Below are 16,455 nucleotides of genomic sequence, written 5' to 3'. Positions count from 1 at the left end.
GGTTACGGCGAACTTTTTTGCGGGCCTGTGTAAGGAAATGCCGTTCACTGGACACTTACACATCAAGAAGAAGTCATCGATGTCCGGGGGAACCACCATGTTGGCTGCCAAAGAGCAAGCGTTCATTGATCTGCACACCCAGCACTCCGCGCGGGTCTACCGCTACATTGCGTGCCGTATCAGTGACGGGCACCGCGCCGAGGAACTGGCCGCGGACGTCTTCAGAATTGCCTGGGAGAAGGAGCTGGCGGAACCGCCCGGCATTGGCTGGTTGTTGGCAACGGCCCGGAATGTGGTCGGCAATGAGTACAAGGGCCGCCGGCGCCGCCAGGAACTTGTCGAAAGGCTGAAAGACGATGTCCGCAGCCAAGCCCCCGGGTCAAACGATGAAGAACGAGCCGCCGTGGCAGAGGTGCTGGTGCAGCTCAGGGAGCGGGACCGCGAAGTCCTTATGCTCTCCTACTGGGACGAGCTGACCATCGCTGAAATGGCGCAGACGCTGGGATGTTCTTCATCCGCCGCTGCGGTTCGCCTGCACCGGGCACGCCGGGCGTTCGCGAAAGCTGCCCCCTCACATCTCATGACCGAACGGAAGGACTAGCCATGGACCGCATCGAACAGCTCATGAGGGATGCAAAACCTCGGGTGGGAGCGCCGGGGGCAGAGTCCGGAAGCGACTCTGCCCGCTCAATCGTATTTTCCACGGATCCGAATGTCGTCCTTTTGGCAGGGCGCACTCCGGCACGACGCAATGCCGTGCGGGCTGCGGCCGCGACTGTACTGGCCGCTGCAGCCATCGTTGGCGCGGTGGTTGTCGGCGGCAATCTGATGCCCCAACCAGCACCGGGGCCTGCCCAGACGGGCATCCCGGCCCCGACTGTCTCCGCGAGCCCATTGCCGTCGTCCCCAACCCCGTCCGCTGCCTCACCAGCCGCCCCGTCGTCTCCCACGAAAGCGAGTCCTGCCGCTTTGAGCACCGGCGGGGTCGCATGCACCCTGGCCAACATTGACCAGCAGCGCAATGACCAGCAGCGCGCGATCATCCCGATTGCCCCCGCCGAACAGGGCTACTACACGGTGCTGGGCTGCGCCGGCGGATGGCTCGCCTACTCCATTTCCGGTGACGGTATCCGGGCACTCCAGCTCGATGGCGGCAACGCCTGGTTCAAGATCGCCAAACTGCAGAACGGCCGATTCCTCTGCGATGTCCGGCAGGAGTGGTCCAGCGTCTACAACTGGGAGTTCCAAGCCACAAACAACCAGGGCCTCACGCCGCAGCAGGCCATGGACAAGGAATTCGCGCAGAAGGGGATACCGGTCGAACTGAGGCAGCAGCTTGTCGGCGACGGCCCGGCCGCCGGATAGCGCCGGCAGCCTGCGGCAGCTATAGGGTTGAGCACATGAAGCTCACGCCCGTCACTCTCTGCTTCCCGCTCCGTGATGCGGAGAGCGGCACCGAGGTGCTGCTGGGCATGAAGAGGACCGGCTTTGGCATCGGCAAGATCGTGGGAATCGGCGGCCACGTGGAGCCGGGGGAGAGCGACGCCGAGGCCGTGGTCCGCGAGGTCTGGGAAGAAGCCGGGATCATAGTGCTCCAAGAGGACCTGGCCCACGCCGGCGTTGTCGAGTTCATCTTTCCGGCCCGGCCTGACTGGAACATGTCGTGCCGGCTCTTCACCACCCGGCGGTGGCACGGCGAACCCGCCGAGAGCCCCGAAATAACGCCCGAATGGTTCGACTCCGCGGCGTTGCCGCTGGAGCGGATGTGGCAGGATGCGGGGCACTGGCTGCCTCCGGCGCTGGCAGGCGAAACGATCGACGTCGTCGTGGTCCTGAACGAGGACAACGAGACCGTTGCGTCGGTCCGGATCCCGCGGCGCTGAAGTCCGCGGGCAAACAGCACGGGCCGGCCACCTACGAATAGGTGGCCGGCCCGTGCCGGCTGTCCAGTCCCGTGCGTCCCGCAGGAAGCCCTGCTACGCCAGGTGCCGTTCCTCGACGCCGTTGTACTCGCTCAAGGGGCGGATCAGGGAGTTCGAATCCAGCTGCTCCATGATGTGCGCCGTCCAGCCTGTGATGCGGCTGGCGACGAACAGCGGGGTGAACGTGGCCGTGTCGAAGCCCATGAGGTGGTACGTGGGGCCGGTCGGATAGTCGAGGTTCGGCTTGATCCCCTTCGCCTCGTCCATCGCCGTCTCGAGCCCGTTGTAGAGGCCCAGGAGCTCCGGCCGGCCATAGTGCGCGATCATCTTGTCCAGCGCCGACTTCATGGTGGGCACCCGGGAGTCGCCGTGCTTGTAGACGCGGTGGCCGAAGCCCATGACCTTCTTTTTGTGGGCCAGGGCGTCCTCCATCCAGGCCTTGGCCCGGACGTGGGCGTCCTCCAGGGACTCCTCCGGCCGGATGCCGATCTCGTCAAAGGTGTGCATGACGGCCTCGTTGGCACCGCCGTGCAGCGAGCCCTTGAGGGCCCCGATGGCGCCGGTCACGGCAGAGTGCAGGTCCGAGAGCGTGGAGGTGATGACCCGGGCCGTGAAGGTCGAGGCGTTGAAGGAGTGCTCGGCGTACAAAATCATGGAGACATTGAACGCGTCGACTACTTCGGGGACGGCTTCCTCACCAAACGTCATCCAGAGGAAGTTGGCGTCGTAGCCCAGATCCTCGCGGGGCTCCACCACGTCCTGGCCGTGCCGGCGCCGCTGGTCGTAGGCCACCACTGCCGGCATCGCGGCGAACAGATCGATGGCCTTGGCCAGGTTGGCTTCGCGCGAGGCGTCCTCGGCAAGGGGGTGCCGGGCCCCCAACACCGACGTGGCAGTCCGGCAGACATCCATGGGGTGCGCGGTGGTGGGCAGCGCGTCAATCACCTGTTTGACGACCGGATCCAGGGCACGCCCGGCGCGTTCCCGGGCGGTGAACTCCGCCAGCTGCTCCGCGTCGGGCAGCTCGCCGTTCCAGAGCAGGTACGCGACTTCCTCGAAGCTGCACTTGGCAGCCAGTTCCTGGACGGGGTAGCCGCGGTACAGCAGCGAGTTCGTGTCCGGGTTGACCTTGGAGACCGCGGTGTAGTCCACCACGACGCCGGCGAGGCCCTTCTTAATGTCCTGTTCAGCCATGCTGAAACTCCTTTGTTCCTAACGCCTGTGTACCGGCACGTGCCGGAGGTTCTATGCGGGGCTTACTTACCTGGGATCTGGAAATTAAAGACTCCGGTATCGAAACGGTTGTAAGCCTCGTAATCAACGAGATCGTACAAACGCGCACGGGTCAGCATGCTTCCAACCTGTGCCTCCTGGGTTCCGTCGGCCTTAATCGATTCCAGAGTACGCTCCGCAGCGCCCATGGCACTACGGAGCAGCGTCACCGGATAAATGACCATATTGACGCCGACGCCGGCCAGCTCCTCCACGGTGAACAAGGCACTCTGGCCGAATTCGGTCATGTTGGCCAGGATCGGGACGTCAACGGCATCGCGGATGGCCTGGAATTCGGCCAGGTCCTTCATCGCCTCCGGGAAGATCGCGTCCGCACCGGCCTCCACGAGCGCTTTGGCGCGCTCCTGGGCGGCCTCGAGCCCGTCCGTGGCGCGGATGTCGGTCCGGGCCATGATCAGGAAGTTCGGGTCGCGGCGGGCATCGGCCGCGGCCCGGATCCGCTTGGTGGCGGTCTCCAGGTCCACGACGTTCTTCCCGTCGAGGTGGCCGCAGCGCTTGGGGTTGAACTGGTCCTCGATGTGGCAGCCGGCCAGGCCGGCGTTCTCGAGTTCCTGGACCGACCGGGCCACGTTCATGGGCTCACCGAAGCCGGTGTCGGCGTCGACGATCGCCGGCAGGTCCGTCATCCGGGCGATCTGCCCGGCGCGGGTGGCCACCTCCGTGAGGGTGGTCAGCCCGATGTCCGGCAGGCCCAGGTCATTGGCGAGGACGGCGCCGGAAATGTACACCCCGGCGAAGCCCTTCTCCTCGATCAGCCGCGCCGAGAGCGGGTTGAACGCGCCGGGGAACTGGGCGATGGTGCCGGAGGCGAGGATTTCGCGGAACCGGATCCGCTTCTGCTCAGGTGTGACCTTCGAATACAACATTAGAAGAGTCCCTTCGGGGCGCCGGCGAGGTCGATCACGCCGTCGGCGGCCTGGATGTTCAGCTGGTCCAGCTCGCCGGCGGCGAGCTCGGGGAGCCGGGCGGCGGCGGCAAGGAAGCGCTCGATCTCCTCGTCGGCCACCAGGCCGGCGGCGAGGGTGCGGAACTTGTTGACGTACTGCTCCCGGGCGAACGGCCGGGCGCCCAGCGGGTGGGCATCGGCGACCGCGATGTCATCGGTGATGACCGTGCCGTCCTTGAGCGTGATCTCCACGGTGCCGCCGAAGGCCTTCTCGGCGATGTCCAGGGAGTGGTAGCGGCGGGTCCATTCCGGATCCTCGACAGTGCTGACCTTGTGCCAGAGTTCAACGGTGTCCGGGCGGGCAGCGCGTTCCGGGGCGTAGGAGTCAACGTGGTGCCAGGTGCCGTCCTGCAGGGCGACGGTGAAAATGTACGGGATCGAGTGGTCCAGCGTCTCGCGGCTGGCCGTGGGATCGTACTTCTGCGGGTCGTTGGCGCCGGAGCCGATCACGTAGTGGGTGTGGTGGCTGGTCTTGATCAGCACGGACTCGACGTTGGCCGGGTCCGTGACCTCGGGGTGTTCGCCGTTGAGCTTGCGGGCGAGGTCGATCCACGCCTGGGCCTGGTATTCGGCCGAGTGTTCCTTGGTGTACGTGTCCATGATGGCCCGCTTGGCTTCGCCGGCCTCCGGCAGCGGCACGGTGTAGGAGGCCTCCGGGCCGTCCAGCATCCAGGCGATCACGCCGTCTTCGCCCTCGTAGATCGGCACGGGGGAGGTCTGGCCGCGCATCGCACGGTCCGCGGATTCGACGGCCATCTTGCCGGCGAACGCCGGGGCGTGCGCCTTCCAGGTGGAGATTTCGCCCTTGCGGGACTGCCGGGTGGCGGTGGTGGTGTGCAGCGCCTGGCCGACCGACTGGAAGATGGTCTCGACGTCGAGGCCCAGCAGGGTGCCGATGCCGGCGGCGGCGGAGGGGCCGAGGTGGGCCACGTGGTCGATCTTGTGCTTGTGCAGGCAGATGGCCTTGACCAGGTTGACCTGGATCTCGTAGCCGGTGGCGATGCCGCGGACCAAGTCCCGGCCGCTGGAACCGACGTGCTGGGCGACGGCCAGGACCGGGGGGATGTTGTCACCCGGGTGCGAGTAGTCCGCGGCCAGGAAGGTGTCGTGGTAGTCGAGTTCACGGACCGCGACGCCGTTGGCCCAGGCAGCCCATTCGGGGGAGACGCGTTCCTCGATGCCGAAGACCTTGGCGCCCTTGCCGCCGGTGCTGGGGCCGTGGGTGAGGGCCTGGGCCCGGGCCGCGACGATCGGGGCGCGGTTCAGCGACGCGACCGCCACCGAGGCGTTGTCGATGATCCGGTTGATCACCATGTCGGTGACCTCATCGGTGACCTCCACGGGATCAGCGGCGACCTTGGCGATCTTGTAGGCGAGCTGGTCCTCGCGGCCCAGGTTTTCCTCGCTCTTGTAAACGCGGACGTGGTGTTCCTTAACCATGGTGCTCCCTTTGCTGAGGTGTATGGGCGGCTTTGACGTGCGAAAGACTGCGGTGCAGGTGAAGCGTGGTGGCGGCCTCGGCCAGGCGCGGGTTGCCGGCGGCGATCGCCTCGGCGATGGCCGCGTGCTCGGCGGCGGCGGCAGTAAGCCGGGCGGCGTCGTCGGCGGCCAGCCGGCGGACGCGCACGAGGTGGACGCGGAGGCTGCGCATGGCCTGGACGAGGTAGGCGTTGGAGATGGCAGCGTCGATGGCCGCGTCCAGCCGTCCGACCAGCCCGTAGTAGTCGTGCAGGGCCGGATCCTCGCCGCCGATCAGTTCCGGGGCCTGGAGCAGTTCGCGCCGCAACGCATCGAAGGTTGCGGGGTCGCCGCGCTCGGCGGCGAGGGCGGCGGCCCTGCCCTCGAGGGTTTCGCGCAGTTCGAACAGTTCGTCGATGTCGTCCAGGGAAATGTCGGTGACGACGACGCCGCGGCCGCCCGCCGTCGTCGTCAGCCCTTCGGCCGTGAGCCGGCTGAGGGCCTCCCGCAGCGGGGTGCGGGAGATGCCGAGGCGCGCCGACTGTTCCACCTCCGCGAGCACGGTTCCGGGCAGGAGGCGCCATTCGATGATGTCGTCGCGCAGGGCCGCGTAGGCCTTGTCGCTGGCGCGCATCCTGCCTCCTTCGGTGGTGGCTGTGTCGGGATGGAACATCATCAGTGTATACACGCCACGGCTCTTTGCCCAGCAATTGCCGCCTGTGGTGAACAAATAGCCGAGTTGTGTATACATGACCCTTGTATCGCCGGTCCGCCCCGGTTTACCATGGCTGCATCACAACGTCGTGGACAGGATGTACGTCATGGTCACCAAGAGCTACCGGGCCGCCTACGAACGGAGCCTGGAACATCCCGCAGAGTTCTGGCTGGAGGCCGCGGAAGGGATCTCCTGGCAGACGCCACCGCAGCAGGCCCTTGACGCGGGCCGGGCGCCGCTCTACGACTGGTTTCCGGACGGGGTCCTGAACACGTCGTACAACGCCCTCGACCGGCACGTCGCCCAGGGCAGGGGTGAGCAGGATGCCCTGGTCTACGACTCAGCGATGTTGGGCATCCGGCAGAGCTATACCTATGCGGAACTGACGGACCTCGTGGCCCGGTTCGCCGGTGTCCTGCGCCGCAGCGGCGTCGGCAAGGGCGACCGCGTGGTGATTTACATGCCGATGATCCCCGAGGCCGTGATCGCGATGCTGGCCACCGCACGGCTCGGCGCCGTGCACTCGGTCGTCTTCGGCGGGTTTGCTCCCAAGGAACTTGCCGCCCGCATCCGCGACGCAGCCCCCGCGGCGGTGGTGGCGGCGTCCGGCGGCATCGAGCCGTCGCGCCGGATTGAGTACCTGCCCGCCGTCGCCGAGGCCCTCAGTATCGCCGGCGCCGCCGGAACCCCGGTGCTGGTCAAGGCCAGGGACGGCTTCGCCTCGACGGTGGCCTCCATGGCGGCCGAGCACCCCGGATGGCTCGACTGGGACACCGAGATGGCCTCCGCCGAGGCGGCCGCGCCGGTGGACGTCAAGGCCACGGACCCGCTGTACATCCTCTACACCTCGGGCACCACCGGCTCGCCCAAGGGCGTGGTGCGGGACAACGGCGGCCACGCCGTGGCCCTGAAATGGACCATGGAAAACCTCTACGACGTCGGTCCCGGCGACGTCATGTGGACCGCCTCGGACGTCGGCTGGGTGGTGGGCCACTCCTACATCGTCTACGGTCCGCTGCTGGCCGGCGCCACCACGGTGCTGTACGAAGGGAAGCCGGTGGGGACGCCCGACGCCGGCGCGTTCTGGCGGGTCATCCAGGACCACAAGGTCAACGTGCTGTTCACCGCGCCCACCGCGCTGCGGGCCATCCGCAAGGCCGACCCTGAGGGCCGGTTCCTGGACAAATACGACATTGCCAGCCTGCGGACCCTGTTCGCGGCCGGCGAGCGGCTGGACACCGATACCTTCCACTGGGCCTCCCGGGTGCTCGGTGTTCCGGTGGTCGACCACTGGTGGCAGACGGAGACCGGCTGGGCCATCTGCGCCAACCCCCGCGGCCTCGGCGGACTGCCGATCAAGGCCGGGTCGCCGAGCGTCCCGATGCCCGGCTTCCGGCTCAACGTCGTCGACGGCGCCGGCGGGGACGTCGAGGCCGGCATGGAAGGCAACATCGTCCTGGGCCTGCCGCTGCCGCCTGGCACCCTGACCACGCTCTGGCGCAACGACGACCGCTACATTTCCTCCTACCTCCAGGCGTTTGAGGGCTACTACGCCACCGGTGACTCCGGCTACCGGGACGAGGACGGCTACGTCTTCGTCATGGGCCGCACAGATGACATCATCAACGTCGCCGGACACCGGCTCTCCACCGGCGCCATGGAACAGGTGATCGGCCAGCACCCGGCAGTTGCCGAATGCGCCGTGATCGGCCTCGCCGACCCGCTCAAGGGCCAGCGGCCCAGCGGCTACGTGGTCCTCAAGTCCGGGGTTGACGTGCCCGAGGACGTCCTCGTCAAGGACCTGATCGCCCTGGTCCGGCGCGACATCGGGGCCGTGGCGGACTTCAAGCACGTCACCGTGGTGGACGCCCTGCCGAAGACCCGTTCGGGAAAGATCCTGCGCAAGACCATGCGCCAGATCGCCGACGGCGAGACCTACGTGGTGCCCTCCACGATCGAGGACGCCGGCGTGATCGACGCGCTGATCGACACCCTGCGCCCCGGCCCTGCGTGACCGGAGCAGCCTCGTGGTCTAGTGATAGTCGCCGGCCCGTTCGCGGGCGATTTCCAACAGGGTGGAGTGGAAGGCCACCTCGGCCGGGGCATAGACCTTGTCCTCCCGCTGCGCCAGCAGTATCCTCCGCAGCGGGGCAGCGGAACCCAGGCTCAGCACCTTCACGTCGGGATGCTGAAGTGCTACGGCGGTCTTGGGCACCATGGCCACGCCCATTCCCACGCTGACCATGGCCTGGGCCTCCTGGTAGTCGTTGGCCAGGAAGGCAATCTCCGGTTCGAATCCGGCGTCGTGAGCGGAGCGCTGCAGCACCTCCACGACGGGGTGGGCCTCGGCGCGCACGATCCAGGACTCGTTGCGCAGGTCGTCCATGCTTACCTGCTCACGCTCGGCGAGCGGGTGGCTGCGGGCCACCAGGATGACGGTGCTCTCCCGGAAGACCTCGGTTACGCGGATGGAATCGTCCCGGAACGGGTTCCAGGGGTAATCCCAGAGCAGGCACAGACCCGTGACGCCGGACTGCAGATCTGCGACGAGTTCATCGAAGCGGGCGCTGCGCAACGAGAGGCTGATGGCCGGGTAGCGCTTTTTGAAGGTCCGGATGACGATGGGCAGGAAGGATCCGGCCAGGGTTGGGAACGTACCCACGGTCAGGGAACCGCGTCTTAGGCCCGCAATCTGGCCCAGGTCGGACCGGGCTGCCTGCATCTGCCAGACGATCTTGCGGGCGTGGCCGGCCAGAACCTGGCCGGCCTCGGTGGGCACCACCCCGCGGGAGCGACGGGTGAGCAGAGGCTGCCCCACCTCCTGCTCGAGCTTGCGCAGCTGCTGGGAGACGGCCGAGGGCGTGTACATCATCAACTCGGCCGCCGCGGTGATCGAGCCCTGCTCCACCACCTCCAGCAAAAGCGCCAGCCGCCTTATATCGAACAAATCCTGGCCTTCCTCCTTTAGCAACGCTTCACCCTTCTTCGCCTTTGGTTCATTCCCTGCCGGGACCGGGCCTCCCTTGAGGACTTCGAGCACTTTTCCTGGCAACGGACGCTTTGCAGCTGGGGAATAATCCTCCAGCGCTCTATGAGTTAAGCAATCCTACATCCCCCTGAAAAAATCCAACATTGTCTAAATTTGTGATCTGGCTCAATCTCTTTTCAGGTCCTCATTCAAGTCTGAGGCACGAGGAGAAGCGGGAAAAACCATGAAGATCGAAGCCCAATGGATGCGCGGAGGCACCAGCAAGTGCTGGGTGTTCGAAGCGGAACATCTTCAGGCGGGCGGCACCAGCCTCGATGTGCTGCTGCCGCGGCTGTTCGGCAGCCCGGACCCGCGCCAGATCGACGGCGTCGGCGGCGCCACCTCGACCACCAGCAAGGCCGTGATCCTGCACCGGCCCGTCAGTGGGGACATCGACGTTGAGTACACTTTTGCCCAAGTGGGCGTCGAAGAGGCCGCGGTGGACTGGGGCAGCAACTGCGGGAACGGCTCGGCGGTGGTGGGTCTGTACGCCATCGAGAAGGGCTGGGTGCTCCCCAACGGAGACGTTACCCGGATCGTCACCCGCAACACCAACACCAACCAAATCATCGTCCAGCGCGTGGCCACCCCTGCCGGAGCCCTGGCCTCCGTTCCGGACGCCCGGATGCCAGGCGTACCCTTCCCCGGCTACGCTGTGGGGCTCGGCTTCCAGGACCCTGCCGGCAGGACCACCGGTGCGCTGCTGCCCACCGGAGCGGCCACTGACACCCTCACCGCCGGCGGAACCCGCTGGACTGTGTCGATGGTCGACGCCGGAGCGCCCGTGGTGATCGTCAACGCCGAAGAACTGGGCCTGGACCTGGCCAGGTACGACAGCTGGCGCGCCGGAGTGGAGCTGCAGCTGGATACCCTGGAGCAGATCCGGCGGCAGGCGGCGGTGCGGATGGGGCTGGTCCGCACAACAGCCGAAGCGGCCCGGGCCATCCCCAAGCTCGCCATCGTAGCCGCGCCCGCCCAGGCCGACCCCGGCTGCGACGCCAACGTCATGATGCTCTCCATGGGCAAGCCCCACCCGGCCCTGGCCATCACCGGCAGCATCGCCCTGACCCTGGCCGCCCGCACCCCCGGCACCGTGCTGCACACCATCACGGGCGACTCCCTGGGGAGCACGCTCCGGCTCCGCACCCCCGCCGGGGTCATCGAGACCTGGAGCGAGGAGCACGACGGGACGCTCCTCGTAGGCGTCGACCGCACGGCCCGCACCATCGCCACAACCATCATCCATCTCCCCGAGGTCCCCGGCAGCGCCGTCGCTGCCTCCCTCGCGGGAGCCACCCGCTGAGGAGACGATCATGACCAAGACTGAGCACCGCACCGCTGTCGCTGCGGACGAGACCCGGGACAACGATGCCCCGCGTCCAACCCGCCGCCGCCGAATCCTACTGGCGGCGGCCGCCGGGTTCGCGTTCCTGGCGTTGATTGCGCTCGTGCTGGGGGGTGATATCTTCAACCCTTCGGCCACCCCGCAACCGGAGCACTCCATGACCGCTGTCCAAATCATCCCGCTCGTCATCCTCGTCATAATGTTCATCGTCGCCACGAAATGGCCGCTGAACATCGGCGTGATGGGGCTGGTGGCCTCCTTCGGCGTCGGCTATTTCATGCTCGGAATGACGGACAAGCAGATCCTCGAAGAGTTCCCCGCCAGCATCGTCGTGACGATCATCGGAGTCACGTACTTCTTCAGCATGGCCCAGCGGAACGGCACCATCGACATCATCGTCCAGACCTGCGTACGCCTCGTCAGGGGCAAGACGATGCTGCTGCCCTGGGTGTTCTTCCTGATCGCTGCTGCGCTCACGTCACTGGGCACCTTCTCGCCGGCCGCCGTCGCGCTGCTGGCACCGGCGGCCATCGGCTTCGCCTACGAGTCCCGGATCCATCCCGTGCTGATGGGCGCATTCATCATCAACGGAGCCCACGCCGGCGGCTTTTCCCCGCTGTCCGTCGCCGGGGTGCTGGTGCACGACATCGCCCTGAAGAACGGATTTCCCATTTCCCAGGGCGCACTCTTCATCGCCAGCTTCGCCATCAATCTCATTCTCTCCGTGCTCACCATCGTCCTGTTCGCCCTCCTGGGCAGGCTGCGGGACGGCGAAGGCGGCCAGCATGCCGACGTCGACACCGCCCGCACCAGCCGCCCTCACGGGCAGCAGATCCTCACGCTGGCACTGATCGCGGTGATGCTCGTGTGCACCCTGGGCTTCCACTTGCCGATCGGCTTTGTCGCGCTCTCTGCCGGACTCCTGCTGGCGCTGGTCAACATCAAAGAACACCAGACGTTCATCGGCGGCGTCTCCTGGTCCACCGTCCTGCTGGTAGCCGGCATGATCACCTATGTCTCCCTGCTCCAGCACGTTGGCGTCATCGACACCCTCGCTGAGCAGGCTCTGGCACTGGGCGCACCGCTGCTGGTGGCCCTGGTCCTCTGCTACGTCATTGGGGTCGGCTCAGCCTTCGCCTCATCCACGGCGTTGCTGACCGCGTTCATTCCCCTGGCCGGTCCGCTCCTGGCTACCAGCTCGCTGAGCGCCTCAGGAACGGTCGCGGCGCTGGCTATAGCTGCCACGGTGGTGGATGTCTCGCCCTTCTCCACCGACGGGGCGCTGGTGGTCGCCAACGCCCGCGCCAACGACAGGCAGCGAGTCTACCGGCAGCTGATGGCATATGCCGGGGGAGTGGTGCTCGTAGCCCCGGCCCTCGCCTGGGTCCTGCTGGTTCCCACCGGCATCATGTAACCGCACGGCCACCGGCGACGCGGCTCCCGATAGCCAGGACGACCCCGCCGCATGGAATGAAGTCTTCGGTCGCGGCAAGCAACCACGAAGAAGGCCCGGACACACAGAGTCCGCCGGCACCAGACCGCAGTGGGGCGGCGAATGATGATCACCCGGATCATCGCCTATTCGCAACGCGCGCCGCCCCGCTGCCCTGACACGTCAACAGCGGCCGCATGGCAGCAAGCATTCGAGATCATCCCGCCGCATGGAAACCGCCGGGACGGCATTTCGCGGCAGTGTTTCCCGGGATTACCGGCAAGTGCCCTCCCGGTGACGGGAACGGGGGAGCGGCAGGCCTACGTCCGCGGCCGGTTCCAGCGGTATTCGTTCTCCGGCCGGCCGGGGGCGCCATAGCGGGCGGCGCGGGTGACCGTTCCGGCGTCGGCGAGGTACTCGAGGTAGCGCCGGGCGGTGACCCGGGACATCCCAAGCGCCTCCATGACCTCGCTGGCCGACACCGCCTCGGCCTGCTGCTTGATGTAGTCCTGGACGGATTCCAGCGTGGATGCGGACAGGCCCTTGGGCAGCGACAGCTCGGACGGGGCACGGAGGCTGGCGAAGGCCTGGTCCACATCGCTTTGGGACGCCCGGGCTCCGGCTTCCCCGGCCAGGGGTGCGGCCAGCTGCTCGCGGAACAGCCGGTAGCTGGCGAGCTTGTCCGCAAAGGTCGCGTAGGTGAACGGCTTGATCAGGTACTGGACCACGCCGGTGGCCACCGCGCTGCGGACAATGTTCAATTCCCGCACCGCGGTGATGGCGATGATGTCCGCGAACAGTCCGGCCGCCCGCATCCGGCGTGCGATGTCCAGCCCGTGCAGGTCCGGGAGGTTCATGTCCAGCAGGACCAGCTCCACCGGATTGCCTGCCGCGGAGAATTCGGTGAGCAGGCGCAGGGCGGACTGGCCGTCGGGCGCGGAGCCCGCCAGGGTGAAACCGTCCAGCCTTTCTATGTAGGCGGCGTGCGCTGCGGCAGCGATGGGCTCGTCCTCGACGACGAGCACCCGGATCTCGCTCATGGTTGTCCCTCGGTAGTGACCGGCAGCGTAGTGGCCGGCGGTGTTGTGACGGGCAGAGTGACGCGGAACAGCGCCCCGGCCGGGCTGGTGATTGTCATGGTACCGCCCAGCCGCTGGACCGCCTGGCGCACCAGGGCCAGCCCAAGGCCGCGTCCGAACGGTCCCGGGGCCTTGGTGCTGAAACCGTGCCGGAAGACGTCCTCCACGGCCGCGGGATCGATCCCGGGGCCGCTGTCCTCCACGGTAATCTCCAGGGCGGAGCCGGTGGTCTCGACGGTCAGCTCCACGAGCCTGGGTGCCGGCGCCTCGGCTGCCGCGTCGATTGCATTGTCCAGCAGGTTCCCCAGGATGGCCACGAGGTCCTGCACGGCCAGTCCGGTCACGGCCGTCGAACCGATGGCATTGAGGGTCAGTTCGACGCCGCGTTCGTGTGCTTCGGCTGCCTTGCCCATGATCAGGGCGCCGAGCACGGGTTCCTCGATGGAGCTCACAATGTCATCCGTGAGCCGCTGGCTCAGTTCCAGGTCCTTGGTGGCAAAGTCCAGCGCCTCGGGGCCCCGGCCCAGTTCCATGAGCGAGACGATGGTGTGGAGCCGGTTGGCGTGCTCATGGGTCTGGGCGCGGAGCGCGTCCGAGAGCGTGCGCATGGTCTCGAGTTCACTGCCCAGGGATTCGATCTCGGTACGGTCCCGGATGGTGGCGACCGTTCCGTATACAGGAGTGCCAGCGCCGGACTTCGCTCCGTGCGGGCGGGCGCCGGCAGATTCGGGTCCCACCGCGGGGCCCTGGTTGACCACCAGGATCCGCGAGCCGGTCAGGTGGATCTCATCCAGGGCGGTCCGCCCCGATTCGAAGAGTTCCTTGAGGCTGGGGGCCAGCGGCAACTCCGCGAGGGAGGGCGCCGCCTGGCGCCCGCCCCCCGCAACGCCGCCGTCAGCGCCGGAGGTGGGACCGCCGTCGGCGGACTGTTTCCTCAGCCCGAGCAGTTCGGCGGCCTGGTCGTTGTACATCACCACTTTGCCCCTGGGGTCGATGAGGATCACGCCCTCACGCACCGAATGCAACACCGATTCGTAGTACGCGAAGAGCTGGCCCAGCTCTTCCGGGCCCCAGCCGCGGGTCACCCGGCGCAGGTACCGTCCCAGGAGCCAGGCCGCCGCCGACCCGCCGGCCAGCAGCGCCAGGCTGATGGCCAGCAGCGCCGGCAGCCGGCCGGAGAGTGCGACGTCCACCGTCCGGACCGTCACGCCCGCGGCCACGAGCGCCCGGACCTTGCCGTGGGCGTCCTTCACCGGGGCGATGGTGCGCACCGACGGGCCGAGGGTGCCGGCCACGACTTCCGTGAACACCTGGCCATGGAGGGCTGCGTCGATGGAGCCGATATACGGTTTGCCCAGTTCCTCATCGCGCGGGTGGGTCCAGCGTGTGCGGTCCGGGGCCATAATCGTGATGAAATCCGCGTCGGCGTCGTTCATGGTCTTCAGGGCATACGGCTGTAGCAGGGCCGTGGGATCGGCTGTGTCCGCCGCCGCCAGGACGAAGGGGGCGTCGGCGACGGCGGTGGCGATGCCGGCCATCCGGCGTCCGGCCTCGTCGTAGGCGTGATCGCGCGCGTCCACGAACACGGCCGTGCCAACGATGGCCGTCAGGGCCACCACGAACAGCAGGTTGGCCGCAAACAGCCTGCGGGCGATGCTCCAGCGCCGGATCATCAACACCTTCCATGACCAATATGAACGCAAGGGTGATGCGCGTCACCTTCTCATCAATGATGGGGTTACACGCAAGAAGGACAAGAGCGGACCACAGCCAGGACCGCACCAAGTCCAGCCTATCCAAGGAGAACACCATGGCCTCTCAACGAGGAGAGTCAGCAGCACCGGCCGCCGCTCCGGCCAAGAAGCGCAAGGGACTGGACAAGTCCCACTACCTCTACATCGCAGTCATCGTCGCCGTGATCGCAGGTGCCGTTATTGGCCTGCTGTTCCCCGAGGTCGGCAAATCCCTCAAGCCGCTCGGCGACGGCTTCATCAAACTCATCAAGATGATGATTGCGCCCGTGATCTTCTGCACGATCGTGCTCGGCATCGGCTCCATCGCCAAGGCCGCGACGGTCGGCAAGGTCGGCGGCCTGGCGCTCGCCTACTTTGTGGTCATGTCCACCTTCGCCCTGGCGATCGGCCTCGTGGTCGGCAACCTGATCCACCCGGGCGAGGGCCTCAAGCTCGCCCCCTATGATCCGAACAAGAAGGCGGCAGTCGACAGCACCGTTGACTTCCTGCTGGGCATCATCCCGGGCGACATTCCTGTGTTGCCGACTCTCCTCGCCGCGATCCTGGTCGGCTTCGCGCTGCAGAAGATGGGCCCCCAGGGAGCCCCGATCCTCAAGGCCGTCGGGTACGGCCAGGCCCTCGTGTTCCGCATCCTCATCATGATCATGTGGCTGGCCCCGGTCGGAGCCTTCGGCGCGATCGCCGCGGTGGTCGGCGCCACCGGCTTCCAGGCCATCATCAGCATGGCGACCCTGATGGGCGCCTTCTACATCACATGCGCCCTGTTCATCGTCGTGGTCCTCGGCGGTTTGCTCAAGGCGGTCGCGGGCGTCAGCATCTTCAAGCTCATGAAATACCTCGGCCGCGAATACCTGCTGATCTTCTCGACCTCCTCCTCCGAAGCCGCGCTGCCCCGCCTGATCGCGAAGATGGAACACCTCGGCGTGTCCAAGCCCGTCGTGGGCGTCACGGTCCCCACCGGCTACTCCTTCAACCTGGACGGGACCGCCATCTACCTGACCATGGCAGCACTCTTCGTCGCCAACGCCATGGGCACGCCGCTGGACCTTGGCGCCCAGGTTTCCCTGCTGGTCTTCATGATCATCGCCTCCAAGGGTGCCGCCGGCGTCACCGGCGCCGGCCTGGCCACGCTGGCCGCCGGACTCCAGGCGCACGCACCCCAGCTGCTGGGCGGCGTGGGCATGATCGTCGGCATCGACCGGTTCATGTCCGAGGCGCGCGCCCTGACCAACTTCACCGGCAACGCCGTCGCCACGGTGCTGATCGGCACTTGGGTCAAGGAGATCGACGGCGGACGCGTGGACCGTGTCCTGGCCGGTGCCGAGCCGTTCGACGAAGAGACGATGCTGGCCGGCCACTCCGGCGCACAGGATGCCGCCGAACAGCCCGCACAGCCGGCACGACCGGTCCTGGCACACGCCTGAACCGACGCCTGCACCGTCCTGACCCGCGCCGGAACCGGCGTGAGCCGCACCCCGGCCCT

Annotated in this window: 14 protein-coding genes; 7 read left to right on the top strand and 7 right to left on the bottom strand. The window is 67.1% G+C overall.

What is annotated here, in order from left to right:
- Positions 1-97 precede the first annotated feature (97 nt).
- The 3 genes from ARTB_RS09685 (at position 98) to ARTB_RS09675 (ending at position 1,883) form a co-directional block, all read left to right on the top strand.
- Positions 98-601, top strand: a complete 504-nt coding sequence (locus tag ARTB_RS09685) for an RNA polymerase sigma factor (RefSeq protein ID WP_243179569.1) — start codon at positions 98-100, stop codon at positions 599-601.
- Positions 602-969: 368 nt separating this feature from the next.
- The gene (locus ARTB_RS09680) at positions 970-1,365 is read left to right on the top strand and encodes a hypothetical protein (protein ID WP_028277412.1); all 396 of its coding nucleotides are present in this window, start codon (positions 970-972) and stop codon (positions 1,363-1,365) included.
- Positions 1,366-1,400: 35 nt separating this feature from the next.
- Positions 1,401-1,883, top strand: a complete 483-nt coding sequence (locus tag ARTB_RS09675) for an 8-oxo-dGTP diphosphatase (protein WP_028277411.1) — start codon at positions 1,401-1,403, stop codon at positions 1,881-1,883.
- 93 nt (positions 1,884-1,976) lie between these two features.
- Here the strand turns inward: ARTB_RS09675 and ARTB_RS09670 are convergent, their stop codons facing one another.
- The 4 genes from ARTB_RS09670 to ARTB_RS09655 form a co-directional block, all read right to left on the bottom strand.
- The gene (locus ARTB_RS09670) at positions 1,977-3,116 is read right to left on the bottom strand and encodes a bifunctional 2-methylcitrate synthase/citrate synthase (RefSeq protein ID WP_028277410.1); all 1,140 of its coding nucleotides are present in this window, start codon (positions 3,114-3,116) and stop codon (positions 1,977-1,979) included.
- A 62-nt stretch (positions 3,117-3,178) separates the two neighbouring features.
- The gene (prpB, locus tag ARTB_RS09665; RefSeq protein ID WP_028277409.1) at positions 3,179-4,081 is read right to left on the bottom strand and encodes a methylisocitrate lyase; all 903 of its coding nucleotides are present in this window, start codon (positions 4,079-4,081) and stop codon (positions 3,179-3,181) included.
- Entirely contained in the window at positions 4,081-5,601 is a 1,521-nt protein-coding gene (locus tag ARTB_RS09660) for an MmgE/PrpD family protein (RefSeq protein ID WP_243179568.1), read from the bottom strand. The genes prpB and ARTB_RS09660 overlap by 1 nt, the downstream gene beginning before the upstream one ends.
- Entirely contained in the window at positions 5,594-6,253 is a 660-nt protein-coding gene (locus ARTB_RS09655; protein ID WP_243179567.1) for a GntR family transcriptional regulator, read from the bottom strand. The genes ARTB_RS09660 and ARTB_RS09655 overlap by 8 nt, the downstream gene beginning before the upstream one ends.
- 187 nt (positions 6,254-6,440) lie before the next feature.
- Between ARTB_RS09655 and ARTB_RS09650 the strand changes: the two genes are divergently transcribed.
- Positions 6,441-8,348, top strand: a complete 1,908-nt coding sequence (locus ARTB_RS09650) for an AMP-binding protein (protein WP_243179598.1) — start codon at positions 6,441-6,443, stop codon at positions 8,346-8,348.
- 18 nt (positions 8,349-8,366) lie between these two features.
- Here the strand turns inward: ARTB_RS09650 and ARTB_RS09645 are convergent, their stop codons facing one another.
- Positions 8,367-9,281 carry a LysR substrate-binding domain-containing protein gene (locus ARTB_RS09645; protein WP_439954110.1) on the bottom strand — a complete coding sequence of 305 codons (915 nt, stop codon included), beginning with the start codon at positions 9,279-9,281 and terminating at the stop codon, positions 8,367-8,369.
- A gap of 265 nt (positions 9,282-9,546) precedes the next feature.
- On the opposite strand from ARTB_RS09645, the gene ARTB_RS09640 reads away from it, so the two are divergent.
- Both ARTB_RS09640 and ARTB_RS09635 read left to right on the top strand, forming a co-directional pair.
- Positions 9,547-10,665: a PrpF domain-containing protein gene (locus ARTB_RS09640; protein WP_243179566.1), complete on the top strand. Its 1,119-nt coding sequence runs from the start codon at positions 9,547-9,549 to the stop codon at positions 10,663-10,665.
- Positions 10,666-10,675: 10 nt separating this feature from the next.
- Positions 10,676-12,121, top strand: coding sequence for an SLC13 family permease (locus ARTB_RS09635; RefSeq protein WP_243179565.1), 1,446 nt, complete (start codon positions 10,676-10,678; stop codon positions 12,119-12,121).
- A gap of 338 nt (positions 12,122-12,459) precedes the next feature.
- On the opposite strand, the gene ARTB_RS09630 is transcribed toward ARTB_RS09635, so the two are convergent.
- Both ARTB_RS09630 and ARTB_RS09625 read right to left on the bottom strand, forming a co-directional pair.
- On the bottom strand, positions 12,460-13,179 hold the full coding sequence (locus ARTB_RS09630) for a response regulator (RefSeq protein WP_243179564.1): 720 nt from the start codon (positions 13,177-13,179) through the stop codon (positions 12,460-12,462).
- Complete coding sequence (locus tag ARTB_RS09625) at positions 13,176-14,891, bottom strand: sensor histidine kinase (protein WP_243179563.1); 1,716 nt, start codon at positions 14,889-14,891, stop codon at positions 13,176-13,178. The genes ARTB_RS09630 and ARTB_RS09625 overlap by 4 nt, the downstream gene beginning before the upstream one ends.
- Positions 14,892-15,028: 137 nt before the next feature.
- Between ARTB_RS09625 and ARTB_RS09620 the strand changes: the two genes are divergently transcribed.
- On the top strand, positions 15,029-16,396 hold the full coding sequence (locus tag ARTB_RS09620) for a cation:dicarboxylate symporter family transporter (protein ID WP_243179562.1): 1,368 nt from the start codon (positions 15,029-15,031) through the stop codon (positions 16,394-16,396).
- The last annotated feature ends 59 nt before the right edge of the window (positions 16,397-16,455 follow it).

It is taken from the genome of Arthrobacter humicola (genome assembly GCF_022803015.1).
GTDB classification, from domain to species: domain Bacteria; phylum Actinomycetota; class Actinomycetes; order Actinomycetales; family Micrococcaceae; genus Arthrobacter; species Arthrobacter humicola_A.
This window is presented reverse-complemented; position numbering and strand designations above follow the sequence as displayed.

What these genes read in the sequence shown, in the direction of transcription:
- ARTB_RS09685 (WP_243179569.1), top strand. Translation starts at nt 98, where the DNA reads ATGTTGGCTGCCAAAGAGCAAGCGTTCATTGATCTGCACACCCAGCAC.
- ARTB_RS09630 (WP_243179564.1), bottom strand. Translation starts at nt 13,179, where the DNA reads ATGAGCGAGATCCGGGTGCTCGTCGTCGAGGACGAGCCCATCGCTGCC.
- ARTB_RS09670 (WP_028277410.1), bottom strand. Translation starts at nt 3,116, where the DNA reads ATGGCTGAACAGGACATTAAGAAGGGCCTCGCCGGCGTCGTGGTGGAC.
- ARTB_RS09640 (WP_243179566.1), top strand. Translation starts at nt 9,547, where the DNA reads ATGAAGATCGAAGCCCAATGGATGCGCGGAGGCACCAGCAAGTGCTGG.
- ARTB_RS09650 (WP_243179598.1), top strand. Translation starts at nt 6,441, where the DNA reads ATGGTCACCAAGAGCTACCGGGCCGCCTACGAACGGAGCCTGGAACAT.
- ARTB_RS09675 (WP_028277411.1), top strand. Translation starts at nt 1,401, where the DNA reads ATGAAGCTCACGCCCGTCACTCTCTGCTTCCCGCTCCGTGATGCGGAG.
- prpB (WP_028277409.1), bottom strand. Translation starts at nt 4,081, where the DNA reads ATGTTGTATTCGAAGGTCACACCTGAGCAGAAGCGGATCCGGTTCCGC.
- ARTB_RS09660 (WP_243179568.1), bottom strand. Translation starts at nt 5,601, where the DNA reads ATGGTTAAGGAACACCACGTCCGCGTTTACAAGAGCGAGGAAAACCTG.
- ARTB_RS09620 (WP_243179562.1), top strand. Translation starts at nt 15,029, where the DNA reads ATGGCCTCTCAACGAGGAGAGTCAGCAGCACCGGCCGCCGCTCCGGCC.
- ARTB_RS09625 (WP_243179563.1), bottom strand. Translation starts at nt 14,891, where the DNA reads ATGATCCGGCGCTGGAGCATCGCCCGCAGGCTGTTTGCGGCCAACCTG.
- ARTB_RS09635 (WP_243179565.1), top strand. Translation starts at nt 10,676, where the DNA reads ATGACCAAGACTGAGCACCGCACCGCTGTCGCTGCGGACGAGACCCGG.
- ARTB_RS09655 (WP_243179567.1), bottom strand. Translation starts at nt 6,253, where the DNA reads ATGCGCGCCAGCGACAAGGCCTACGCGGCCCTGCGCGACGACATCATC.